The following is a 24,233-nucleotide window of genomic DNA, read 5'->3' as shown; positions in this document are numbered from 1 at the left end:
TTACATGCGGAACACGCCGAACTGGCTCGGCTCGATCGGGGCGTTGAGGCTGGCGGACAGCGCCAGGCCGAGCACCTCGCGGGTCTGCGCCGGGTCGATGACGCCGTCGTCCCACAGCCGCGCGCTGGAGTAGTAGGGATGGCCCTGGCGCTCGTACTGCTCGAGGATCGGCTGCTTGAGCTTGGCCTCGTCCTCGGCGGAGAAGGCGTGGCCGGCGCGCGCGGCCTGCTCGTGCTTGACTTGGACCAGCACGCCAGCGGCCTGTTCGGCGCCCATCACGCCGATCCGCGCGTTCGGCCACATCCACAGGAAACGCGGGTCGTAGGCGCGGCCGCACATGCCGTAGTTGCCGGCACCGAAGCTGCCGCCGATGATCACGGTGAACTTAGGCACCTTGGCGCAGGCCACGGCGTTGACCAGCTTGGCGCCGTGTTTCGCAATTCCTCCCGCTTCATATTTCTGCCCGACCATAAAGCCGGTGATGTTCTGCAGGAACAGCAAAGGGATGCCGCGCTGACAAGCCAGTTCGATGAAGTGCGCGCCTTTCTGCGCCGACTCCGCGAACAAGATGCCGTTATTCGCCAGGATCGCCACCGGGTAGCCCTGGATATGGGCGAAGCCGCAGACCAGGGTGGCGCCGAACAGCGCCTTGAACTCGTCGAACACCGAGCCGTCGACGATCCGCGCGATCACCTCGCGCACATCGAACGGCTGCTTCGCATCGCAGGGGATCACTCCGTAGAGCTCCTCTGCGCCGTACAGCGGGGCGATCGGCTCGCGGTGGTTGAGCACGCCCTGCTTGCGCCAGTTGAGGTTGGCGATGCTGCGCCGGGCCAGGGCCAGGGCGTGTTCGTCGTTGTCGGCGTAGTGGTCGGCCACGCCGCTGGTCTTGCAATGCACGTCGGCGCCGCCGAGGTCCTCGGCGCTGACCACCTCGCCGGTGGCGGCCTTCACCAGCGGCGGGCCAGCCAAAAAAATCGTTGCTTGCTGGCGCACCATAATGGCCTCGTCGGCCATGGCCGGCACATAGGCGCCGCCGGCGGTGCAGGAGCCCATCACCACGGCGATCTGCGGGATGCCCATGGCGCTCATATTGGCCTGGTTGAAGAAGATCCGCCCGAAGTGCTCGCGATCGGGGAACACCTCGTCCTGGCGCGGCAGGTTGGCGCCGCCGGAGTCCACCAGGTAGATGCAGGGCAGGCGGTTCTGCTGGGCGATGGCCTGGGCGCGCAGGTGCTTCTTCACGGTCAGCGGGTAGTAGCTGCCGCCCTTCACCGTGGCGTCGTTGGCCACGATCATGCACTCGATGCCCTCGACCCGGCCGATGCCGGCGACCACCCCGGCGGCCGGCACCTCCTCGCCGTACACCTCAAAGGCGGCCAGCTGGCCGATCTCGAGGAAGGGCGAGCCGAGGTCGAGCAGGCGGTTGATGCGCTCGCGCGGCAGCAGCTTGCCGCGCGAGGTATGGCGGTGCTGAGCCTTCTCGCCGCCGCCTTCGTGGATGCGGGCGAGGAGGGTATGCAGGGCGTCGACCTGCTCAAGCATGGCCGCGCTGTTGGCGGCGAACTCCGGCGAACGGGTATTGATCTTGGTGTGCAGGATGGCCATCTGGGGCGCTCCACTCTGTTCTGATCGCTCCCATGCTCTGCGTGGGAGCGTGCTTCTCATGGGTTCCCACGCGGAAGCGTGGGAACCATCACTGTCGACCAAGCCTTACTTGGTTTCGTTGAACAGCTCGCGGCCGATCAGCATGCGGCGGATCTCGCTGGTGCCGGCGCCGATCTCGTAGAGCTTGGCGTCGCGCAGCAGGCGGCCGGTGGGGAACTCGTTGATATAGCCGTTGCCGCCGAGGATCTGGATCGCCTCCAGGGCCATCTGGGTGGCGCGTTCGGCGCTGTAGAGAATCACCCCGGCGGCATCCTTGCGGGTGGTCTCGCCGCGGTCGCAGGCCTGGGCCACGGCATACAGATAGGCGCGGCTGGCGTTGAGCTGGGTGTACATGTCGGCGACCTTGCCCTGGATCAGCTGGAACTCGCCGATGGACTGGCCGAACTGCTTGCGGTCGTGGATGTAGGGCACCACCACGTCCAGGCAGGCCTGCATGATGCCGATCGGCCCGCCGGCCAGGACCACGCGCTCGTAGTCGAGGCCGCTCATCAGCACCTTCACGCCGCCGTTCTCCACGCCGAGGATGTTCTCCTCCGGCACCTCGACGTCATCGAAGAACAGCTCGCAGGTGTTGGAGCCGCGCATGCCCAGCTTGTCGAACTTGTTGCCGCGGGAAAAACCCTTCCAGTCGCGCTCGACGATGAAGGCGGTAATGCCGTGGGCGCCCTTGTCCAGGTCGGTCTTGGCGTAGATCACGTAGGTGTTGGCGTCCGGGCCGTTGGTGATCCAGGTCTTGGAGCCATTGAGCACGAAGCGATCGCCGCGGCGCTCGGCGCGCAGCTTCATCGACACCACATCGGAGCCGGCATTGGGCTCGCTCATGGCCAGGGCGCCGACATGTTCGCCGCTGATCAGTCTGGGCAGGTACTTGGCCTTCTGCGCGGCGGTGCCGTTGCGGTTGATCTGGTTGACGCACAGGTTGGAGTGGGCGCCATAGGACAGGCCGACCGATGCCGAGGCCCGGCTGATCTCCTCAATGGCGACCACGTGGGCCAGGTAGCCGAGCCCGGCACCGCCGTACTCCTCGCTCACGGTGACCCCGAGCAGGCCCATCTCGCCGAACTTCTTCCACATGTCGGCGGGGAACAGATTGTCATGGTCGATGGCCGCGGCGCGCGGCGCCAACTCGGCGGCGACGAAGGCCTGAACCTGTTCGCGCAGCATGTCGATGGTTTCGCCCAGGGCGAAGTTGAGGGACGGATAGCTCATGGTTCCACCTGTGATTGTTCGGATTAGGTTCAGGAGTTAATGCTTTGTTTTTTATCAATTTCGGCTAGAGCTGTCAGACAGCGCTCTTCGGCCGTATCCAGTTCCAGCTGCATCTGCTGGATGTCCAGCAACTGCTGTTGCAGCTGGGCGCGGCGCTCGGTGATCTTGCCCATGAAGGTCTCCAGCTGCTTGCGATTGCCGTGGCCCGGGTCGTACAACTCGATCAGTTCCTTGCATTCGGCCAGGGAGAAGCCGATGCGTTTGCCGCGCAGGATCAGCTTCAGGGTGACCTTGTCCTTGCCGCTGTAGATGCGCTCCTGGCCGCGCCGCTCGGGACTGAGCATGCCTTGCTCCTCGTAGAAGCGGATGGCGCGGGTGGTGATGTCCAGCTCGCGGGCCAGATCGGAGATGCTGTAGGTCGCAGCCATGACGGGGTTCCGTTGATTTACCTTTACGTTAACGTAAGGCTGAAAGAGGATTTAGTCAACGGGCGAGTACGGTGAATGATCACGGGGTCGAGCGGGCAGGGCGCCGCCGGGGCCCTGACCTGTCCCGGACGGGTAGAGGAAGGCGGATTCAGTGGCGGGTCTGTCCTTTATTCCGCCGAGGCGACCCGGTGGAATAAAGGACGAACAACACCTATCAGTTGCGTGCCACCAGGCTGGCGCCGCTGTAGCTGGACGCGCCACTGACCACCACATGGTAGGTGCCGGCTTGCGGGTTGTTGAAGGTGCAGCTCTCGTTGTTGTTGCTGCGCCGTGGGCGGCAGTCATAGCTGGAGCTGGAGGGCACGGCACCGTAGCGCACGTAGAGGTCGGCATTGCCCGTGCCGCCGGACAGGCTGATGGTCAGGCGGCCGACGCCTGCCGGCAGGGTGATGCTGTAGGTCTTCATCGAGCGCCTGCCGCCGGACAGGCCTGTGATCGCTACAGCATTGAACAGGGTGTCCTGGTTGCCGGCGGGTGGACCGGCCTGCCTATCCACTGCCGCCCGCGCATCGACGAGACCGCTGCCGCAACCTTCGGCACAGGCGACGGGTAGTGGCCGGGCCGTGCTCTTCAGGTTGCTTTCCACCTGCGCCGGCAATTGCGGGTTGGCCGCCTGCATCAGCGCCACCACCCCGGCGACGTGGGGCGCGGCCATGGAGGTGCCGCTGTAGTAAGCGTAGGCGGGGGCTCCCGGCACGGTGCTGCCGCTGTTGAGGGGCGAGAGGATGCTCGAGCCGGGGGCGGCGACATCCACGACCGAGCCGTAGTTGGAGAAGCTGGCGCGGGCGCCGCTACGGGTAGTGGCGGCGACCGTAATGACGTTGTTGCAGTTGGCCGGGGTGAAGTTGGCCGCGTTGGCGTTGCTGTTGCCCGCGGCGACCACTACGGTGGTTCCACGGCTGACCGCGCTGTCGATGGCGTTCTGGGTGGTGAGGCTGCAGGTTCCGGTGCCGCCCAGACTCAGGTTGATCACCTGGGCCGGCGTGCTGGTCATCGGCACGCCGCTGACGCTGCCGCCGGACGCCCAGATGATGCCGTCGGCGATGTCCGAGGTGTAGCCGCCGCAGGTGCCGAGCACGCGCACCGGCATGATCTTGGCGTTGTAGGCCACACCGGCAACGCCTTCTGTGTTGTTGGTGAGGGCCGCGACTGTGCCGGCGACATGGGTGCCGTGCCAGCTGGAGTTCTTCGGCGTGCCGCACTGGCCGCTGGTCCAGTCGCCCGGATCGCTCGGGTCGGCGTCGCGGCCGTTGCCGTCGTTGGCCACAGTGGTGTCGGCGATCATGTCGTAGCCGGCGATGATGTTGCCGTTGAGGTCCGGGTGATGGGTGATGCCGGTGTCCAGCACGGCAACCACCGCACCGCTGCCGGTGGAGCGATCCCAGGCCGTAGGCAGGTTGATGCCACCGGTGGGCTCGTAGTAGTGCCACTGCTCGTTGTAGCGCGAATCGTTCGGGGTGTAGACCGGCTGGAGCAGGGCGTCGACCTCGACGTACTCGACGCTGGGGTTGTTCGCCAGTTCCTGCAGCAAGGCGGTGGCCTCCAGACGGTCGAGCTTGCGTACGGACCTGATGACGTCGGCGCCGACTGCGGTACGTCGCAAGTGGCCGATGGCCAAGCCGCGACGCAGTCCGGCCCGGTTCAGGGCCTGGGCGCGCAGGCTGCTGCTGGCCTGCTCGCCACTGCCGCTGCGGTACTTGACGATGAAACGGTCGTAGGTCTTGCCTTCCTTGAGCATGCTGGCGTTGATGCGGGCGGCGTCGCTGCCGGGCGCGGAAAAGGCCATGGGCGCTGCGATGGCCAGGGCACAGGCGGCAGCCAATGCATGGACGCGAAGCGTTCGATGGGTACGAGTCTGAGTAGAAAACACTGGTGCAACCCCTATAGGCATGGTTAAGGGCCGCAAGCTGCGACCCCGATTAAGGGAACTACTGCAGAGTGCTTCCAGCGCTTGCAGGGGGTGCCCGGTTCACGGTCAGGCGATGCCGGGCGATTGCGAAGCCAAGAGGTCCTGTTCCTAGTTAACGGACTGCGCGTCCCTGTGCGGGGGCGACTGCCTGGGGCCGTCGCGATCCTGCTGCGCCTATCTCCGAGCCCGTTGGGGCGAGACTCGAGGGGCATCATGGTTGGCTCAACTGGGTGAGCCGACGCGGCGCACTATGGAGTCGCTTCTGCTTATCGGCATAGCGCTGGAACCCTGGACTGCGACTGCCTTCACATTGCGACGAACGGACACTGACCAGCGGCGGTGGCGGCTGGAAAGAGGTGCTGGACGGAGCGGACAGGCCGCGCTGTGGCGGTAAAAAAGCCCCCGCACAGGCGGCGGGGGCAAGGGGAGGCGCCTGAGCCTAGTAGCGTGCTACCAGGCTGGCGCTGGAGTAGCTGGAGTAACCACGCACCATCACGTGGTAGGTGCCCGCTTGCGGGGCGTTGAAGGTGCAGGTTTCGTTATTGCCGTTCAGGTAAGGACGGCAGTCATAGCTGCCGGTGGTCGGAGCCGAGCCGAAACGGACATACAGGTCGGCATCGCCGCTACCGCCGGACAGGGTGAAGCTCAGACTGGAAACGCCCGCCGGAACCGTGATGCTGTACGTCTTGCTGGAGCCCTTGCTACCGGACAGGCCGTTGATCGGCTGGCCATTGAACAGGGTATCGTTGTTGACCGGCGGGCTACCGAGCTGAGCGTCGAGTGCCGCGCTGGCATCGACTATGCCGGTGCCGCAGCCCCCCGAGCAGCTGCCGGGCAAGGGGCGGGTGCTGCTCTTCAGGTTGCTCTCCACCTGCGCCGGGGTCTTGGGGGCGGCCGCCTGCATCAGGGCCACCACCCCGGCGACGTGGGGCGCGGCCATGGAGGTGCCGTTGTAGGCGGCGTAGCTGGCGCTCCCCGGAGTGGTGGTGCCGCTGTTGAGCGTGGACAGGATGCCAGAGCCCGGAGCGGCCACATCGACCACCGAACCGTAGTTGGAGAAGCTCGAACGCGAGCCGCTACGGGTGGTGGCCGCCACCGTGATGACGTTGTTGCAGTTGGCCGGGTTGAAGTTGGCCGCGTTGGCGTTGCTGTTGCCCGCGGCCACCACCACGCTGGTGCCACGGCTCACCGCACCGTTGATGGCGTTCTGCGTGGTGAGGCTGCAGCTGCCGCCGCCGCCCAGGCTCATGTTGATGACCTGGGCCGGGGTGCGGTTATTCGGCACGCCGCTGACGCTGCCGCCGGAGGCCCAGACGATGCCGTCGGCGATGTCGGAGGTGTAGCCGCCACAGGTGCCGAGCACACGCACCGGCATGATCTTCGCGCCATAGGCCACGCCCGCCACGCCGAGGCCGTTGTTGGTGACGGCCGCTATGGTGCCGGCGACATGGGTGCCGTGCCAGCTGGAGTCGCTGGGTTCGTCGCACTGGCCGGTGGTCCAGTCGCCCGGGTCGGAGGGGTCGGCATCGCGGCCGTCGCCGTCGTTGGCCACCGTGGTGTCGGAGATCATGTCGTAGCCGGCGATGACGTTACCGTTGAGATCCGGGTGGTCGGTGATCCCGGTATCCAGCACGGCGACCACCACGCCGCTGCCGGTGGAGCGATCCCAGGCGGTGGGGGCGTTGATCCCGGCGGTGGCCTCGTAGTAGTGCCACTGCTCGTTGTAACGCGCGTCGTTCGGGGTGAATACCGGCTTGAGCAGGGCGTCCACCTCGACGTATTCGACGTTGGGGTTGGCGGCGATCTGTTGCATCAGGGCCTCGGCGCCGGCGCGGTCGAGCTTGCGGGCGGATTTGATGACATCGGCGCCGACCGAGGTGCGACGCAGATGGCCGACGCCCAGGCCCTGCAGCATGCCGGCCTGGTTCAGGGCCTGGGCGCGCATGCTGCTGCTGGCCAGCTCGCTGCTGCCGCTGCGGTACTTGACGATGAAGCGGTCGTAGGTCTTGCCTTCCTTGAGCATGCTGGTGTTGATGCGCGCGGCACCGACGTCCGGTGCGGCGAAGGCTGTAGGTGCAACCATCGCCAATGCGCAGGCGGTAGCCAGCGCATGGATGCGCAGTGCACGGGTAGTGCGAGTGCGGATAGGATTCACGTTTGCATATCCCCTGTAGTAGGTGGGTAACGCGGCCGCGGATTACGGCCGTGTTGGTTCCTGACCAAATAAGGATGTTCTGCAGCGTGCTTGTGGCGCCTGCAGAGTCCGGCACGGCTTCTGCCTCGACCGAACTCTCGCGAATGCAAGGGCTCATGCCCTGTCTGCGGACTGCACATCCCTGTGTACGCCCGAGGTGTGTTGTCGCCTCGTGGTCCTTTCACTTCCTGGTGTTGCGGGTATTGCCATACTCAATTGCCTGGTACCACCAGACCCGCGTCGATCGCCCAGTCCAATCGGGTTGGAAAGGCGCGCGAGGCAGGCTTGATGCACTATGGTCCCAGTTGAGCTGGTCAGCATAGCCCCGATTCTTCAGAGTGCTAGCGCGGTCACGCTCCGGTTGCGTGAGCGTCAGAGGAGTGGTCGCTCTTCGTGCGGCATTCGACGAAAAGAGTATGGACAGCCTGCAATGGCTTGCTTACGTTAACGTCAACGTAAATTGACGGCGGCGGTACAGTCGCCAGCGGCAAGTCATAACCCATGACAAGTACAAGAAGGGAAGCCCATGAACCATCTCAGTTACACCCGCGGCCCCCAGGACAAGCCCCTGCTGGCCATGACCATAGGCCAGGCCTTCGACGCCACGGTAGCGCGTTTCGCCGAACGCGAGGCCCTGGTGGTGCGCCACCAGAGCCTGCGTTACAGCTGGGCCGAGCTGGCCGAGCAGGTCGAATGCTGCGCCCGCGCCCTGCTGGCACTGGGCGTGCAGCAGGGCGAACGGGTGGGCATCTGGGCGCCCAACTGCGCCGAGTGGTGCATCACCCAGTTCGCCACGGCCAAGGTCGGCGCGGTGCTGGTCAACATCAACCCGGCCTACCGCGGCAGCGAGCTGGACTACGCCCTGAAGCAGTCCGGCTGCGCCTGGCTGGTCTGCGCCGATGCCTTCAAGACCTCCGACTACCACGCCATGCTGGTGGCGCTGCTGCCGGAGCTGGCCGCCAGCCAGCCGGGGGCGCTGCGCAGCGCGCGCCTGCCGCAGCTGCGCGGGGTGATCAGCCTGGCACGCCAGGCGCCGGCGGGTTTCCTCTGCTGGCATGAGCTGGCGGGCCTGGCCGCGGAGGTCGCGTCGCGGCGGCTGGCCGAACGCCAGGCGCTGCTGCAGTTCGACGAGCCGATCAACATCCAGTACACCTCCGGCACCACCGGATCGCCCAAGGGCGCGACCCTGAGCCACTACAACATCCTCAACAACGGCTACATGGTCGGCGAGAGCCTGGGCCTGAGCGAGCGCGACCGCCTGGTGATCCCGGTGCCGCTGTATCACTGCTTCGGCATGGTGATGGGCAACCTCGGCTGTCTGACCCATGGCAGCACCATGATCTACCCGGCGCCGAGCTTCGAGCCCGAGGCCACCCTGCTGGCGGTGGCCGAGGAACGTGCCACCGTGCTGTACGGGGTGCCGACCATGTTCATCGCCGCGCTGGATCATCCGCGCCGCGCGGAGTTCGACCTGTCCAGCCTGCGCAGCGGGATCATGGCCGGCGCCACCTGCCCGATCGAGGTGATGCGCCGGGTGATCGACGAGCTGCACATGGGCGAGGTGCAGATCGCCTACGGCATGACCGAGACCAGCCCGGTGTCGCTGCAGACCGCCGCCGACGACGAGCTGGAGCTGCGGGTGACCAGCGTCGGCCGCACCCAGCCGCAGCTGGAGACCAAGATAGTCGACGCCGAGGGGCGCATCCTGCCCCGGGGCGAGACCGGCGAGCTGTGCACCCGCGGCTACAGCGTGATGCTCGGCTACTGGGACAACCCCCAGGCCACGGCCGAGGCCATAGACCCGGGGCGCTGGATGCACAGCGGCGACCTGGCGGTGATGGACGAGCAGGGCTACGTGCGCATAGTCGGACGCAGCAAGGACATGATCATCCGCGGCGGCGAGAACATCTATCCGCGGGAGGTCGAGGAGTTCCTCTTCACCCACCCGGCAGTGGCGGACGTGCAGGTGATCGGCGTGGCAGACGAGAAGTACGGCGAGGAGATCGCCGCCTGGGTCCAGCTGCACCCCGGCCATGCCTGCGATGCCGAGGCCCTGCGGGCCTACTGCAAGGCCAATATCGCCCACTTCAAGGTGCCGCGTTATTTCAAGTTCGTCGATGCCTTCCCCATGACGGTGACCGGCAAGGTGCAGAAGTTCCGCATGCGCGAGCAGATGCAGGCGGAGCTGGGGCAGGCGGCGCCCTGATGCCGCAGGGTGCGGGGGCGGCATGACCGACGCAAGGGTCGAGAAGGGCACCATCTCGGTCAGGCTGGTGGATGAGGCCCTGCGCGAATGGCAGGCGAAGGGCCTGGACGCCGGTGGCTTGCTGGCCAGGGCCGGCATCGCCGCCGAGCTGCTCGGCAGGGGCAACGCGCGGGTGCCCGCCCAGGCTTATGCACGGCTGTGGCGGGCGCTGGCACAGGCGATGGACGACGAGTTCTTCGGCATGAACCCGCGGCGGATGAAGGTCGGCAGTTTCGCCTTCATGGCCAAGGCGGCGTTGCGCGAGCCGACCCTCGGCACGGCCCTGGACAGCGCCCTGGCCTTCCTGCGGCTGGTCTTCGAGGGATTTGCCCCGCGCCTGGAACGCCAGGGCGGAATGGCGGCCATCGTCATCGAGGAGGCCCCGGGGCAGGGCAGCCGGGCCTTCGCCTGCTTCACCCTGTGGATGATCGTGCATGGCCTGGCCTGCTGGCTGGCCGGAAGGCGCATCCCGATCCTGGCGGCCGAACTGCGTTGTCCGGCACCGGACTATATCGGCGACTACCGGGTGATGTTCACCACTAACCTGCGCTTCGGCCGGCCCCACAGCCGCCTGCTGTTCAACGCCGAATGCCTGGCGCAACCGGTGCGCCGCAGCGAGCGCGAGCTCAGGCGTTTCCTCGCCGGGGCGCCGGCCAATATCCTGGTGCGCTACCGTGATCCGCAGAGTCACGGCGCGCGAATCAAGGCCTATCTGCGCAGCCTCAAGGCCGAGCGCTGGCCGGATTTCGAGGCCTTGTCCGGCCATTTCTACATGGCGCCCTCGACCCTGAGGCGCAAGCTGGCGCTGGAGGGCCAGTCCTACCAGGGACTCAAGGACCAGGTGCGCCGAGACCTGGCCATCGCCCGCCTGGACGGCGGTGCCGGCAACTTCGCCGAGCTGGCCTTCGAGCTCGGGTTCGCCGATGCCAGTGCCTTCTACAAGGCGTTCAAGAAATGGACCGGCACCACGCCGGGGCAGTATCGCGCGCTGATGCACCCCGAGTTGCCCTCGGCCTGAGCCGGGTTGTCCAAACCGCTCGGCCAGGTTGACGCCTGTCGACATTGCCGCCAGGAGGTCGCGCGCCGACTATTGCCGGTACTCCAAAGAACAACAACCGGGAGCCCCCCGATGCGCGATTACCTGACCGCCGCCCGCGAGTTCGATTATCCGACTGCCGTCGCCACGACCCTCGCGGGGTCGCTGGATGCGCTCAATGCCTGCGTCGAATGCTGCGACCGGCATGCCGTGCCGGGGCGCATCGCCCTGTTCTGGGAGGGCCACGAGGGCGGCAGCGCGCGCTACAGTTTCTGCGAGCTGCAGGAGCAGGCCGCGCGCTTCGCCAACTTCCTCCAGGCCCAGGGCGTGCGCCCCGGCGACTGCGTGGCCGGGTTGTTGCCGCGCACCGTCGAACTGCTGATCACGGTGCTCGGCACCTGGCGCCTGGGCGCGGTGTATCAGCCGTTGTTCACCGCCTTCGGGCCCAAGGCCATCGAACACCGGGTGCAGAGCTCCGGCGCCAGGCTGGTGGTGACCGACGCGGCCAACCGCGCCAAGCTCGATGAGGTGCAGGGCGTACCAATGATCGTCACGGTCGCAGGCCCCCGGGATCAGGGCATCCAGCGCGGCGAGTGCGGCTTCTGGGAGGAACTGGAGCGCCATTCGACCGAGTTCGAGCCGGTCATGCGCTCGGCCTCCGATCCCTTCCTGATGATGTTCACCTCCGGCACCACCGGCCTGGCCAAGCCCGTGCCGGTGCCGCTCAAGGCGATCCTGGCGTTCGTCGGCTATCTGCGCGACGCCGTGGACCTGCGCGAGGACGATGCCTTCTGGAACCTGGCCGATCCGGGCTGGGCCTATGGCCTCTACTACGCGGTGACCGGCCCCCTGGCCATGGGCCACGCCACGACCTTCTACGAAGGCTCGTTCAGCGTGGAGAGCACCTGCCGGATCATCCGCAAGTACGGCATCACCAACCTGGCCGGTTCGCCCACGGCCTATCGCCTGCTGCTGGCGGCCAGGGAACAGGTCGAAGCGCAACTCAAGGGACGCCTGCGTGCGGTAAGCAGCGCCGGCGAGCCCTTGACCCCGGAGGTGATCCGCTGGTTCGAAGGCGGCCTGGGCGCCACCATCCACGACCACTACGGCCAGACCGAGCTGGGCATGGTGCTGTGCAACCATCATGCTCTGGAGCATCCGGTGCGCGTCGGCGCCGCCGGCTTCGCCATACCCGGCCATCGGGTGGTGGTGCTGGACGAGCAGCAGCGCGAACTGCCGGCCGGGCAGCCGGGCATCCTCGCCGTCGACCGGCCGCGCTCGCCGCTGTTCTGGTTCCCCGGTTACCAGGGCCTGCCGACCAAGGCCTTCGTCGGCGACTACTACCTGAGCGGCGACACCGTGGAGCTGAACGAGGACGGTAGCATCAGCTTCGTCGGCCGTAGCGATGACGTGATCACCACCTCCGGCTACCGGGTCGGCCCCTTCGATGTGGAGAGCGCGCTGATCGAGCACCCGGCGGTGATCGAGGCTGCCGTGATCGGCAAGCCGGACCCGGAGCGCACCGAGCTGGTCAAGGCCTTCGTCGTGCTGCACGGCCAGTACCGCGCCGAGGCCGAGCTGGCCGAAGAACTGCAGCAGCATGTGCGCAGACGCCTGTCGGCCCATGCCTACCCCCGTGAGGTGGAATTCGTCGACGAGCTGCCGAAGACCCCCAGCGGCAAGATCCAGCGCTTTCTCCTGCGCAACCAGGAGATCGCCAAGGCCCAGGCGGCCGCCCACTGAATAAGGAGTCGAAAGCATGCGTATCCAAGACCGGGTATTTCTGATCACCGGCGGCTGTTCCGGCCTTGGCCTGGCCAGCGCCCGCGCGCTGCTCGAGCGAGGAGCCAGGGTGCTACTGGCCGACATCAACGCCGAAGCCGGCGCCGCGCGGGCCGAAGAGTTGGGCGGCAACGCCCGCTTCGTGCCGACCGACATCACTCGCGAGGAGGACGGCCAGCGTGCGGTAGCCGCTGCGCTGCAGGCCTTCGGCGGCCTGCACGGGCTGATCAACTGCGCCGGCATTGCCCCGGCGGAGAAGGTCCTGGGGCGGGGCGGCGCCCACGGCCTGGACAGCTTCAGCCGGGTCGTCCAGATCAACCTGGTCGGCAGCTTCAACATGTTGCGTCTGGCCGCCGAGGCCATGGCCCAGGGGGAGGCGAACGAGGAAGGCGAACGCGGGGTGATAGTCAACACCGCCTCGGTCGCCGCCTACGACGGGCAGATGGGCCAGGCCGCCTATGCCGCCTCCAAGGGCGGGGTGGCGGCGCTGACCCTGCCGGCGGCCCGCGACCTGGCGCGCTCCGGCATCCGCGTGATGTGCATCGCCCCGGGCATCTTCGAGACGCCGATGATGGCCGGCATGCCCCAGGAGGTGCGCGACTCCCTGGCCGCCAACGTGCCGTTCCCGCCACGCCTGGGGCGCCCGGACGAATACGCCGCGCTGGTGCGGCACATCATCGAGAACCCCATGCTCAACGGCGAGGTCATCCGCCTGGATGGCGCCTTGCGCATGGCGGCCAAATAAAACGGTCCAACTAATCTGAAAGGGTGGCCCGAATGCTGAGTGGGCCACCGAGACTGCTTATGAGAGGTAGCAAGATGTCCATGAATTCCGATCCGGTGGTAATCGTCAGCGCCGCGCGCACGCCCATGGGCGGCTTTCTCGGCGACTTCAAGGAGGTCACCGCCGCGCAGCTGGGCTCCGCCGCGATCCGCGCCACCCTGGAGCGTGCCGGTTTGGCCGCCGATGCGGTGGAGGAGGTCATCATGGGCTGTGTGCTGCAGGCCGGCCAGGGCCAGGCCCCGGCACGCCAGGCGGCCCTCGGCGCCGGCGTGGACCAGGGCACGCCGTGCTCGACGGTCAACAAGATGTGCGGTTCGGGCATGAAGGCGGCGATGCTCGGCCACGACCTGCTGCTGGCCGGCAGTGCCGAGGTGGTGGTCGCCGGCGGCATGGAGAGCATGTCCAATGCGCCCTACCTGCTGGAGCGGGCGCGCAGCGGCTACCGCATGGGCCACGGCCGGGTGCTCGACCACATGTTTCTCGACGGCCTGGAGGACGCCTACGACAAGGGCCGGCTGATGGGCACCTTCGCCGAGGACTGCGCCCAGGCCTACGGTTTCAGTCGCGAGCAGCAGGACGCCTTCGCCATCGCCTCGCTCAAGCGGGCGCAGCAGGCCATGGCCGAGGGACGCTTCGGCGCCGAGATGGTCGCGGTGCAGGCCCCGGCCGGCCGCGAGGCGCGCCTGATCGACAGCGACGAGCAGCCGCCCAAGGCGCGCCTGGACAAGATCCCCACGCTCAAGCCGGCCTTTCGCGAGGGCGGCACCGTGACCGCGGCCAACGCCAGTTCGATCTCCGACGGCGCCGCCGCGCTGCTGCTGATGCGTCTGTCCGAGGCCGAGAAGCGCGGCCTCACGCCCCTGGCGGCGATCCGCGGGCATGCCAGCTTCGCCCACGCGCCCAACCTGTTCGCCACCGCGCCGGTCGGCGCCCTGCAGCGGCTGATGAACCGCACCGGCTGGAGCCTGGGAGAGGTCGACCTGTTCGAGGTCAACGAGGCCTTCGCCGTGGTGCCGATGGCGGCGATGCGCGACCTGGACATTCCCCACGACAAGCTCAACGTGCACGGCGGCGCCTGCGCCCTCGGCCACCCGATCGGCGCGTCCGGTGCGCGGGTGTTGGTGACCCTGCTCAGCGCCCTGCGGCAATACGACCTCAAGCGCGGCGTCGCCTCGCTGTGCATCGGCGGCGGCGAAGCCACGGCCATGGCCATCGAACTGCTGAACTGAACCGGGAGAACGTCATGATTCCATCCGAAGAAGAGTTGCAGATTCGCGACGTGGCCCGCCAGTTCGCCCAGGAGCGGCTCAAGCCCTTCGCCGCCGAGTGGGACCGCGCGCACCGCTTCCCTGTCGAGGCCCTGCGCGAGATGGGCGAGCTGGGCTTCATGGGCATGCTGGTGCCGGAGCAGTGGGGCGGGGCGCAGACCGGCCACCTGGCCTACGCCATGGCCCTGGAGGAGATCGCCGCCGGCGACGGCGCCTGCTCGACCATCATGAGCGTGCACAACTCGGTGGGTTGCATGCCCATCCTCAAGTACGGCAGCGAGGAACAGAAGCGCCGCTTCCTCCAGCCCCTAGCCGAAGGCAAACAACTCGGCGCCTTCGCCCTCACCGAGCCCCAGGCCGGCTCGGACGCCAGCGACCTGCGCACCCGCGCCCGGCGCGACGGCGACCACTACGTGCTCACCGGCAGCAAGCAGTTCATCACCTCCGGCAGTCACGCCGGCATGGTGATCGTCTTCGCCGTCACCGACCCGCAAGCCGGCAAGAAGGGCATCAGCGCCTTCATCGTGCCCACCGATACGCCCGGCTACTCGGTGGTGCGGGTCGAGGACAAGCTCGGCCAGCACGCCTCGGACACCTGCCAGATCCAGTTCGACGAGCTGCGCCTGCCGGCCAGCCTGCGCCTGGGCGAGGAAGGCGAGGGCTACCGCATCGCCCTGGCCAACCTCGAGGGCGGGCGCATCGGCATCGCCGCCCAGGCGGTGGGCATGGCCCGCGCCGCCTTTGAGGCGGCCCGCGACTATGCCCACGAGCGGCAGACCTTCGGCAAGCCGATCATCGAGCACCAGGCGGTGGCATTCCGCCTGGCCGACATGGCCACCCAGATCGCCGTGGCGCGGCAGATGGTGCATCACGCCGCCAGTCTGCGCGAGGCCGGCCTGGCCTGCCTGACCGAGGCCTCGATGGCCAAGCTGTTCGCCTCGGAGATGGCCGAGAAGGTCTGCTCGGCGGCCATCCAGACCCTCGGCGGCTACGGCTACCTGCAGGACTTCCCGGTCGAGCGCATCTACCGCGACGTGCGCGTGTGCCAGATCTACGAAGGCACCAGCGACGTGCAGCGCCTGGTGATCGCCCGCAGCCTCTGAAAAGCGGTCTCGGGCCTGCGGCACGCTGGCGATACTGCGTTAAAGCAGCCTCGGAATGCTCATTCACAATCAGCAAACTCAGTCTCCTTGGCTGTTTTGCCTTGCCTCAGTCTAGCGGTGTAAACCCCGTACCTTGTTCAGTGGAGGTGGCGCAAGACTCAAAGACGGGGCGTAACCGAGTCTGGCGCGTGGCCGAGTTGTAGTGGTACCGCCATGGCATCAGATGTTGCGCTCGCTGCTCGGAGTCTTCGCCTCTACTTAAGCCTCGTCCCGGTCACTGCACTGTCATGACTGCGCCATCTGCCTGCCACATGGATTGGCTGCAATCGAAGCAGGTCTTTCGGAGAGGCGACGATGAGAATCTGCGTGATTGGCGCTGGCTATGTGGGCTTGGTGACGGCGGCCTGTTTTGCCGAGATGGGCAATTGGGTGGTCTGTGTCGAGCGTGATCCCTTTCGTGTCGCACGCCTGAAGCGCGGCGAGGCGACTATCTACGAACCGGCCTTGGAGCCGATGCTCAAGGCGCATCTGGCCAGCGGCCAACTCAGCTTCAGCCAGTCCCTGGCGGCGGGCACCGCCCAGGCCGATGTGGTGTTCATTGCCGTGGGCACGCCTAGCGGGGAAAACGGTTCGGCCGATCTGTCCCACGTCATGGCGGTGGCCGAGGAGTTGGGCGCGGTCTTGCAACAGCCTTGCCTGGTGGTCGACAAGTCGACGGTGCCGGTCGGCACGGCGGAGCGGGTCGGCCAGCGGATCAATGGTTGCCTGGGGAAGCGCGGCAAAACGTTTCGGGTCTCGGTGGCCAGCAACCCGGAGTTTCTCAAGGAAGGCTCGGCCGTGGACGACTTCATGCGCCCGGATCGGGTGATTATCGGCTGCGAGGATGCGGCAGGCACCGAACTGCTGCGCCGTCTCTACGCGCCCTTCCTGCGCAACCACGAGCGTTTGTTGTGCATGGGCGTGCGTGCTGCGGAGTTCAGCAAGTACGCGGCCAATGCCTTCCTCGCCACCAAGATCTCCTTCATCAATGAAATGGCCGGACTCTGCGCGCGCCTGAACGTGGATATCGAGCAGGTGCGTCGGGGCATCGGCAGCGACACGCGCATCGGCACCCACTTCATCTACGCGGGTTGCGGTTATGGGGGCTCCTGCTTCCCCAAGGACGTGCGCGCGTTGATCCGCGCGGCGGAGCAGGAGGGCATAGAGCCGGGCATCCTGCGTGCCGTAGAAGCGCGCAACGCATTGCAGAAGACCCTGCTGTTCCAGGCATTACGCGAGCACTTCTCCGGCCATCTGCAGGGGCGCGTGGTCGCCCTCTGGGGACTCGCCTTCAAACCAGGCACCGACGATCTGCGCGAAGCTCCCAGCCTGGTGCTGTTGGAGGCGCTGCTGGCGGCCGGGGCCAATGTTCAGGCCTGCGACCCGGTCGCCACGAGCGGCGTCGCCGCGCGCTATGTCCAGGCGCTGGAGAGCGGCCAGCTGCGCCTGAGCGAATCGCCTTACGGCGTCGTCGAGGGCGCCGATGCCCTGGTGCTGGTGACGGAATGGAAGCAGTTTCGCCAGCCGGACTTCGCCCGCATCCGCGGTTTGATGCGCATGCCGGCGCTGTTCGACGGGCGCAACATCTACGACGCCAAGCAGCTCGCCGAGCTGGGTTTTCTCTACCGTGGCATCGGGAGGCCGGCGCTCGGCCGTTGTCTGGCCGGCGCAGCCTGATAGACTGCGTCGGCATTCTGTTCCCCTCCAAGGAGTCCCATGATTAAGAAATGCTTGTTCCCAGCCGCCGGTTACGGCACGCGCTTTCTACCCGCGACCAAGGCCATGCCCAAGGAGATGCTGCCGGTGGTGAACAAGCCGCTGATCCAGTATGGCGTCGAAGAGGCGCTCGATGCCGGCCTGACCGAGATCGCCATGGTCACCGGCCGCGGCAAGCGCTCGCTGGAGGATCATTTCGATATCAGTTATGAGCTCGAGCACCAGATTCGCGACACTGACAAGGAGAAATACCTGGTCGGCATCCGCCGCCTGATCGACGAGTGCAGCTTCGCCTACACCCGTCAGGTGGAAATGAAAGGCCTCGGCCATGCCATCCTCAGCGGCCGCCCGCTGATCGGCGACGAGCCCTTCGCCGTGGTGCTGGCCGACGACCTGTGCCTGAACCTGGAGGGCGACGGCGTACTGACCCAGATGGTCAAGCTGTACAACCAGTTCCGCTGCTCGATCGTGGCGATCCAGGAAGTGCCCGCCGAAGAGACCCACAAGTACGGGGTGATCGCCGGCGAGATGATCCGCGACGACATCTACCGGGTGCATAACATGGTCGAGAAGCCCAAGCCTGAGGATGCCCCGTCCAACCTGGCGATCATCGGCCGCTACATCCTCACCCCGGATATCTTCGAGATCATCGAGAACACCCCACCGGGCAAGGGCGGCGAGATCCAGATCACCGATGCGTTGATGAAGCAGGCCCAGGACGGCTGCGTGCTGGCTTACAAGTTCAAGGGCCAACGTTTCGACTGTGGCGGTGCGGAAGGCTATATCGACGCCACCAACTTCTGCTTCCAGAACCTCTACAAACCTGGCAAGGCCTACTGAGGCACAGCCATGGAGCAAGAGCCGCCTGAAGGCGGCTCTTTTCCTTTAGGGAATCGGCATGGCCTCCGAGCCCGGACCCAGGGGCTGACCATAGCTGAACTCCACATAGTTGCCCGCCGGGTCGCGCAGGCCGCAGTAATAGCCGACCGGGTAGGGCTCATCCCGCGGCGCCCAGATGAGACAGCCGGCCGCCTGCGCCCTGGCTGCCACGGCGTCGACCTCCTCGCGACTGGCCAGGGCAAAGCCGAAGTGGCTGTAATCGTCCGCGGCCAGCTGGCGATCCGCACCGCCCGGCATGATCACGAAGATCAAGCTGTGCTCCTTGCCCGGCTCGGCCATCCAGACGATGCGCGAACCCTTGCCGGCCCGCTCGTGGATCACCCGCATACCGCAGAACTCGGCGTAGAAGGCTACGCAGGCATCCAGGTCGGGCACATGCAGAGCCAGGTGGGTGAGGGTAGGGGGCATGAGCGTTCTCCCGTGCACATCCTCCAAGCATAGGCGTGGTGTGCAGGGTGGCGCGAGGTTTGCGGTATGCTGGCGACCTGCTAAGGAGGCTGACATGACCTACGACTTCGACCTGTTTGTGATCGGTGCCGGTTCCGGCGGCGTACGGGCCGCGCGCTTCGCCGCAGGCTTCGGCGCGCGCGTAGCGGTGGCGGAGAGCCGCTACCTGGGCGGTACCTGTGTCAATGTCGGCTGCGTGCCGAAGAAATTGCTGGTGTATGGCGCGCACTTCGCCGAGGACTTCGAACAGGCCACGGGCTTCGGCTGGTCGCTCGGCAAGGCCCAGTTCGACTGGTCGACCCTGATCGCCAACAAGAACAGCGAAATCCAGCGTCTCAACGGCGTCTACCGCAACCTGCTGGAAAGCAGCGGGGTGACCCTGCTCGAAGGCCATGCGCGCTTGCTCGATGGCCACAGCGTGGAACTGGACGGCCGGCGTTACAGCGCCCGGCACATCCTTATCGCCACCGGCGGCTGGCCGCACATTCCCGAGTTCCCCGGCAGCGAGCATGCGATCAGTTCGAACGAGGCGTTCTTCCTCGAACAACTGCCCAGGCGCGTGCTGGTGGTCGGTGGCGGCTATATCGCCGTGGAATTCGCCTCGATCTTCCATGGCCTGGGGGCGCAGACCTCGCTGCTGTATCGCCGCGAGTTGTTCCTGCGTGGTTTCGATGGCGCGGTGCGCCGCCACCTGCGTGACGAGTTGAGCAAGCGCGGTCTGGATCTGCAGTTCAACAGCGACATCGTACGCATCGACAAGCAGGCCGATGGCAGCCTTCTGGCCACTTTGCAGGACGGCCGCACGCTGGAGGCCGACTGCGTGTTCTACGCCACCGGCCGCAGGCCGATGCTCGACAACCTGGGCCTGGAGAATACCGCGGTCGCGCTGAACGATGAGGGCTTCATCCGGGTCGACGAACACTTCCAGACCAGCGTTCCCTCGATCCTGGCCATCGGCGACGTAATAGGTCGAGTGCAGCTGACCCCGGTCGCCCTGGCCGAGGGCATGGCGGTGGCACGGCGGCTGTTCAAGCCAGACGAGTATCGCCGCGTCGATTACCAGACGATCCCGACCGCGGTCTTCAGCCTGCCGAATATCGGCACCGTCGGTCTGACCGAGGAACAGGCGAGGGCGGATGGCTTTCAGGTGACGGTCTACGAGAGCAGGTTCCGGCCGATGAAGCTGACGCTCACCGAATGCCAGGAGCGCACCCTGATGAAGCTGGTGGTCGATGCCGCCAGCGACCGCGTGCTGGGGTGTCACATGGTCGGTCCGGAGGCGGGCGAGATCGTCCAGGGCCTGGCCGTCGCCCTGAAAGCCGGAGCCACCAAGCAGGTGTTCGACGACACCGTAGGCGTGCACCCAACCGCCGCCGAGGAGTTCGTGACCATGCGAACCCCGATTCCGGCCTGAGGAGCACATGGCACAACTCTTCTACCTGGCCGACCTGTTCGGCGTGGCGGTGTTCGCCATCACCGGTGCGCTGATGGCCGGACGCAAGTCCATGGATCTGTTCGGCGTGTTGGTCATCGCGGTGATCACTGCCCTCGGCGGCGGCACCTTGCGCGACCTGATTCTGGACAACCACCCGGTCAGCTGGATTCGCGACGATACCTATATCGCCGTGGCGACCCTGGTGGCCGTGGGGACCGTCGTCTGGGTGCGCTTGACCCAGCCGATCCACGAGACCGGCCTGTTGATCGCCGATGCCTTCGGTTTGTCCGTCTTCACCGTGATCGGCACCGAAGTAGCCATGCAGCACGGCGTGCCGCTCAGTACGGCGGTGATCATGGGCGTGATGACGGGCGTGGCGGGCGGGGTGATGCGCGACGTGATCTGCAACGAGATCCCGCTGATCTTCAAAAAGGAAATCTACGCCACCGCCTGCATCGCCGGTGCGCTGGTGTTTATTGGCCTGCGCCTGCTCAACACGCCGCACTGGATGGACACCGGCATTGCCATGCTGACCGTGCTGAGCATCCGCATGGCGGCCATTCGCTGGCGCTTTTCCTTGCCGCGTTTTCATTTGCTGGATCGAGACTAACGATGATCGAACGCCTGGATCACCTAGTGCTGACCGTTGCCGATGTCGGCGCCACCGTGGCGTTCTACGAGCGTGTACTGGGCATGCGTCATGAACTGTTCGGCAGTGGTCGCAGTGCTCTGGTGTTCGGCAAGCAGAAACTCAACCTGCATCAGGCCGGTCGCGAATTCGAGCCCAAGGCCGCGCGCCCGACACCGGGGGCCATCGACTTGTGCCTGATCAGCGACTGGGCCCTCGAGCGAATACTCCGCCATCTGGCTGAGCAAGGGGTCGAGATAGAAGAGGGGCCGGTCCTGCGTACAGGAGCACTCGGACCAATCGAATCGGTGTATTTCCGTGACCCGGACGGGAATCTGATAGAGATCGGTCGGTATTTGCGCTGAGCCGTCTCACTGTCGGTATAACTTATTTTAACAGTGAAGGCCGTTTCGAACGGTGTTGCGTTGCTCTCAAGCTCAGATTCCAAGTAAACACTAGGGTTTATGGGTTCTATGGAGAGACAGGCCGTTGCACCTGGGATTCCCCCTTGGTGTTGCACACAGACAGTTACAAATCTCAAGAGCACTCATTTTTTCGCGAATGCTGGAGGGCCCAGGCGCTCTCGGCGGCGTTCTCCTTCCTGCTTCCTCATTGCTTCTCTTAGACGATTGGCGGGCCCTTGGGTTCTCCCCCATTTCCACGGACGGTTTTAAAAGGGCTGAAAACTTCAGATCTTGCCGGGCGACTCTACGACGCATCCTTGGATTATGAAATCGTTCGATGTAGTCGAATAGATCCGCTCGTGCTTCGTCGCGAGTCCGATACGATTGATGGGCAATCCGCTCCCGCTTGAGTAGGCCGAAGAAGCCTTCGCAGGCAGCATTATCGCCACAATGTCCGACCGCACTCATACTGCAAGCCAGCGTGTTGCGACTCAGAAAGCGTTGATAGTCAGCGCTGGTGAACTGGCTGCCTCGATCTGAATGCAGGATCACTGACCAGTCACCCTGGCGCTGCCAAATCGCCATTTCCACCGCTCGGATCACCATCTACCGATCCTGGCGATGATGCATCGACCAACCGATCACCAACTTGCTGTACAGGTCGAGCACCACACACAGGAACAGTTTGCCTTCTAGGGTGGCAATCTCCGTGATGTCCGTGACCCATTTGCGTTCCGGCTCCAAGGCGGTGAAGTTGCGCTCCAGCAGATTTTTTACGCCTGCTGGGCGGCTGGTAGCTGCTCGACCGAAGCCGCGCCTCTTTCGACGTGGCCAACCTTGAATTCGCTCTGCCGCCATCAGACGAGCAATACGATTCAGGCTCACGGTTTCGCCTTCGTCGAGCAGATCTTCGCGCATGCGCGGTGCTCCGATCACGCCACGGCTGTCCTCATGGATTTCACGAATGCGCTTCATCAGGCGCGCATTCTCTTGAGCGCGCGGACTGGGCTCGCGATCCTGCCAGGCGTAATAGCCGCTGGCAGATACCTTCAGGCAGCGGCACATCAATCGCACCGGGTACTCGTTGCGGCAGCGCTGGATCACCGTGTACCGCTCGATGACTCCTTGGCAAAGTACGCTGCCGCGTCTCTTAAAAAATCACGTTCCTTGGTCACTCGGGCCAGCTCACGCTTGAGACGGGCAAGCTCCTCATCCCGAGGGCTTCCAGTACCAGGTAATGCCCTTTCTCCGTCTGGCTGCGCCTCTCTAACCCAGCGCGTGAGCAGGGGTGGCGCAACACCAATCTCTAGGGCCACCTGCCGGCAACTCGTCCCAGAGCGACGAGCCAGTTCGATGGCTTCCCGTTTGTATTCCGGGCTGTATTTCTTGCGCTTGGACATGAACACTCCTTTAACTCGATGTGAGCTTACTCGAAAGTGTCCGTGCTAACGGGGTAGAACCCCTTGAGGACATCGGCCCACACAGTCGCCCAAAACCTGGGAAGGCTCAGATCATCAATCAGAAGCCAACCCTTGGTCGATTTGGGAATAGAAGAATTTCGAAGCTTGATGCATGCCATAGGACGGCGATGCTAGAGACGAAGAACTAGCACTGGCAAGCTTCGTGTAAGGAAGCAGAGGGCTGCAATAGGTTCCTGAGGCTCGTAAACGCAACACCCCTGAAACGGCACTCACTTAACATAATATACATTATGCGAAGTGTTGGGCCGGTGCCACGGGCGCGAGGGTCTTGAATGCTGCCGCTGAACATTGCAGGCTGAACCAAGGGAATTCGATCAGAGGTTTAAGGGACGCCCGTGATCTCTCGGGAGGTTGCCATGCCTCACTGCAATCCGTGCATCACCCTGTTTCTCGGCGGCGACCTGATGTGCGCACGGGGCATCGATCAGATACTGCCTTACCCTGGTGACCCTCGTCTCCATGAGCCTTACGTCAAGCACGCCGGTGACTATGTGCAGTTGGCTGAACGGCGCAATGGGCCTATTCCCTGGCCGGTGGATTTCGCCTATGTCTGGGGGGTTGCCCTGGATGAATTCAGGCGTCGTCGCCCAGACCTTCGCCTGGTCAATCTGGAAACCGCAGTAACCCGTCGCGGGCGGCCGCAACCCAAGGGCATCAACTACCGGATGAATCCCGCCAACCTGCCATTGCTGGAGGTGGCCGGGATCGACTGCTGTGCGCTGGCCAATAATCATGTGCTGGATTGGGGCGAGTCCGGCCTGATCGACACGTTGCATGGCCTGAGCGCCCATGGCTTGAGCCATGCCGGGGCCGGGCTCGACCAGGAGGACGCCACGGCGCCGGCCATCCTGCCCCTGCCTGGTGGCCGGCTACTACTCTTTGCCTTCGCCACCGAGGACAGCGGCGTCCCGGCAGACTGGGCGGCCGCACCGCAGCGCGCGGGTGTCGCCCGCCTGGCTGATCTCTCGCGACAGAGCCTGGAGCAGATTGCGCAGCACATACAGACGGCCAAGCAGCCTGGGGACCGGGTGGTGGCGTCTGTTCATTGGGGGGGCAACTGGGGCTTCGCCATCCCCGAGGAACAGATCGACTTCGCCCATGGCCTGATCGAAGAAGCCGGCGTGGACCTGCTGCACGGCCACTCCTCGCACCATATCAAGGCCATCGAGGTCTACCGGCAGCATCTGATCCTCTATGGCTGCGGCGACCTGCTGGACGACTACGAGGGCATCGATGGTTATGCCGCCTATCGTGGCGATCTGGGGCTGCTGTATTTCGCCGATCTGGACGCCCATGGTCGCCTGTTGTCCCTGGAGTTGCAGCCCACGCGCCAGCAACGTCTGAGCATCCAGAGAGCCGAAGGCGCGGACCGGCAATGGCTGCAGCATACCCTCAGCCGTGAGTGCGCACGGTTCGGTTGTACCGTTCGCCCGACCAGCGAGAACGGCTTCGCCCTGGTCTGGCCCGACTCGCCACACTAGCGTCATGATCGGGGCA

Annotated in this window: 18 protein-coding genes and 1 pseudogene; 12 read left to right on the top strand and 7 right to left on the bottom strand. The window is 65.5% G+C overall.

Going from position 1 to position 24,233, the window contains the following annotated elements; all coding sequences use genetic code 11:
- The 5 genes from ACSX1C_RS05805 to ACSX1C_RS05785 form a co-directional block, all read right to left on the bottom strand.
- Window positions 1–1,608: a carboxyl transferase domain-containing protein gene (locus ACSX1C_RS05805; RefSeq protein ID WP_439888635.1), complete on the bottom strand. Its 1,608-nt coding sequence runs from the start codon at window positions 1,606–1,608 to the stop codon at window positions 1–3.
- 105 nt (window positions 1,609–1,713) lie between these two features.
- Window positions 1,714–2,877 carry an isovaleryl-CoA dehydrogenase gene (locus ACSX1C_RS05800; RefSeq protein WP_439888634.1) on the bottom strand — a complete coding sequence of 388 codons (1,164 nt, stop codon included), beginning with the start codon at window positions 2,875–2,877 and terminating at the stop codon, window positions 1,714–1,716.
- Between the two features lie 29 nt (window positions 2,878–2,906).
- The gene (locus ACSX1C_RS05795; protein WP_439888633.1) at window positions 2,907–3,305 is read right to left on the bottom strand and encodes a MerR family transcriptional regulator; all 399 of its coding nucleotides are present in this window, start codon (window positions 3,303–3,305) and stop codon (window positions 2,907–2,909) included.
- Between the two features lie 214 nt (window positions 3,306–3,519).
- Window positions 3,520–5,151 carry a S8 family peptidase gene (locus ACSX1C_RS05790; protein WP_439888632.1) on the bottom strand — a complete coding sequence of 544 codons (1,632 nt, stop codon included), beginning with the start codon at window positions 5,149–5,151 and terminating at the stop codon, window positions 3,520–3,522.
- A 562-nt stretch (window positions 5,152–5,713) separates the two neighbouring features.
- Complete coding sequence (locus ACSX1C_RS05785) at window positions 5,714–7,357, bottom strand: S8 family peptidase (RefSeq protein WP_439888631.1); 1,644 nt, start codon at window positions 7,355–7,357, stop codon at window positions 5,714–5,716.
- 637 nt (window positions 7,358–7,994) lie between these two features.
- Here ACSX1C_RS05785 and ACSX1C_RS05780 point away from each other — a divergent pair.
- The 8 genes from ACSX1C_RS05780 to galU all read left to right on the top strand — a co-directional run bounded on the left by ACSX1C_RS05780 (window position 7,995) and on the right by galU (window position 18,281).
- Window positions 7,995–9,674, top strand: a complete 1,680-nt coding sequence (locus tag ACSX1C_RS05780) for an AMP-binding protein (protein ID WP_439888630.1) — start codon at window positions 7,995–7,997, stop codon at window positions 9,672–9,674.
- A 22-nt stretch (window positions 9,675–9,696) separates the two neighbouring features.
- The gene (locus ACSX1C_RS05775) at window positions 9,697–10,731 is read left to right on the top strand and encodes an AraC family transcriptional regulator (protein WP_439888629.1); all 1,035 of its coding nucleotides are present in this window, start codon (window positions 9,697–9,699) and stop codon (window positions 10,729–10,731) included.
- A 111-nt stretch (window positions 10,732–10,842) separates the two neighbouring features.
- Window positions 10,843–12,492: an acyl-CoA synthetase gene (locus tag ACSX1C_RS05770; protein ID WP_439888628.1), complete on the top strand. Its 1,650-nt coding sequence runs from the start codon at window positions 10,843–10,845 to the stop codon at window positions 12,490–12,492.
- Window positions 12,493–12,508: 16 nt separating this feature from the next.
- The gene (locus ACSX1C_RS05765) at window positions 12,509–13,276 is read left to right on the top strand and encodes a 3-hydroxyacyl-CoA dehydrogenase (RefSeq protein ID WP_439888627.1); all 768 of its coding nucleotides are present in this window, start codon (window positions 12,509–12,511) and stop codon (window positions 13,274–13,276) included.
- 80 nt (window positions 13,277–13,356) lie between these two features.
- Window positions 13,357–14,544: an acetyl-CoA C-acyltransferase gene (locus ACSX1C_RS05760; RefSeq protein WP_439889372.1), complete on the top strand. Its 1,188-nt coding sequence runs from the start codon at window positions 13,357–13,359 to the stop codon at window positions 14,542–14,544.
- 14 nt (window positions 14,545–14,558) lie between these two features.
- Window positions 14,559–15,686 (top strand): acyl-CoA dehydrogenase family protein, encoded by a 1,128-nt coding sequence (locus tag ACSX1C_RS05755; protein WP_439888626.1) that lies wholly within the window; start codon window positions 14,559–14,561, stop codon window positions 15,684–15,686.
- Between the two features lie 354 nt (window positions 15,687–16,040).
- Window positions 16,041–17,402, top strand: coding sequence for a UDP-glucose dehydrogenase family protein (locus ACSX1C_RS05750; RefSeq protein WP_439888625.1), 1,362 nt, complete (start codon window positions 16,041–16,043; stop codon window positions 17,400–17,402).
- 39 nt (window positions 17,403–17,441) lie between these two features.
- On the top strand, window positions 17,442–18,281 hold the full coding sequence (gene galU / locus ACSX1C_RS05745) for a UTP--glucose-1-phosphate uridylyltransferase GalU (protein ID WP_439888624.1): 840 nt from the start codon (window positions 17,442–17,444) through the stop codon (window positions 18,279–18,281).
- A 45-nt stretch (window positions 18,282–18,326) separates the two neighbouring features.
- Here galU and ACSX1C_RS05740 read toward each other — a convergent pair whose 3' ends face one another.
- Window positions 18,327–18,749, bottom strand: a complete 423-nt coding sequence (locus tag ACSX1C_RS05740) for a VOC family protein (RefSeq protein ID WP_439888623.1) — start codon at window positions 18,747–18,749, stop codon at window positions 18,327–18,329.
- Between the two features lie 94 nt (window positions 18,750–18,843).
- Here ACSX1C_RS05740 and gorA point away from each other — a divergent pair, with 94 nt between their 5' ends.
- Genes gorA through ACSX1C_RS05725 form a run of 3 tightly spaced genes read left to right on the top strand, consistent with a single transcriptional unit; the run spans window position 18,844 to window position 21,216 of the window.
- Complete coding sequence (gorA, locus tag ACSX1C_RS05735; RefSeq protein WP_439888622.1) at window positions 18,844–20,202, top strand: glutathione-disulfide reductase; 1,359 nt, start codon at window positions 18,844–18,846, stop codon at window positions 20,200–20,202.
- A gap of 7 nt (window positions 20,203–20,209) precedes the next feature.
- The gene (locus tag ACSX1C_RS05730) at window positions 20,210–20,833 is read left to right on the top strand and encodes a trimeric intracellular cation channel family protein (protein WP_439888621.1); all 624 of its coding nucleotides are present in this window, start codon (window positions 20,210–20,212) and stop codon (window positions 20,831–20,833) included.
- Between the two features lie 2 nt (window positions 20,834–20,835).
- Window positions 20,836–21,216 carry a VOC family protein gene (locus ACSX1C_RS05725; protein ID WP_439888620.1) on the top strand — a complete coding sequence of 127 codons (381 nt, stop codon included), beginning with the start codon at window positions 20,836–20,838 and terminating at the stop codon, window positions 21,214–21,216.
- Between the two features lie 285 nt (window positions 21,217–21,501).
- Here the strand turns inward: ACSX1C_RS05725 and ACSX1C_RS05720 are convergent.
- A pseudogene (locus tag ACSX1C_RS05720) lies at window positions 21,502–22,655 on the bottom strand (IS3 family transposase); the annotation flags it as partial.
- 437 nt (window positions 22,656–23,092) lie between these two features.
- On the opposite strand from ACSX1C_RS05720, the gene ACSX1C_RS05715 reads away from it, so the two are divergent.
- A complete protein-coding gene (locus ACSX1C_RS05715; protein WP_439888619.1) occupies window positions 23,093–24,217 on the top strand; it encodes a CapA family protein in 1,125 nt (374 codons plus the stop codon).
- Window positions 24,218–24,233 lie beyond the last annotated feature (16 nt).

This window comes from Pseudomonas sp. MBLB4123 (genome assembly GCF_051904775.1).
In the GTDB taxonomy this organism is placed as follows: domain Bacteria; phylum Pseudomonadota; class Gammaproteobacteria; order Pseudomonadales; family Pseudomonadaceae; genus Aquipseudomonas; species Aquipseudomonas benzenivorans_B.
The sequence above is the reverse complement of the archived record's forward strand: the minus strand, read 5'-3'. Positions and strand labels throughout refer to the sequence as shown.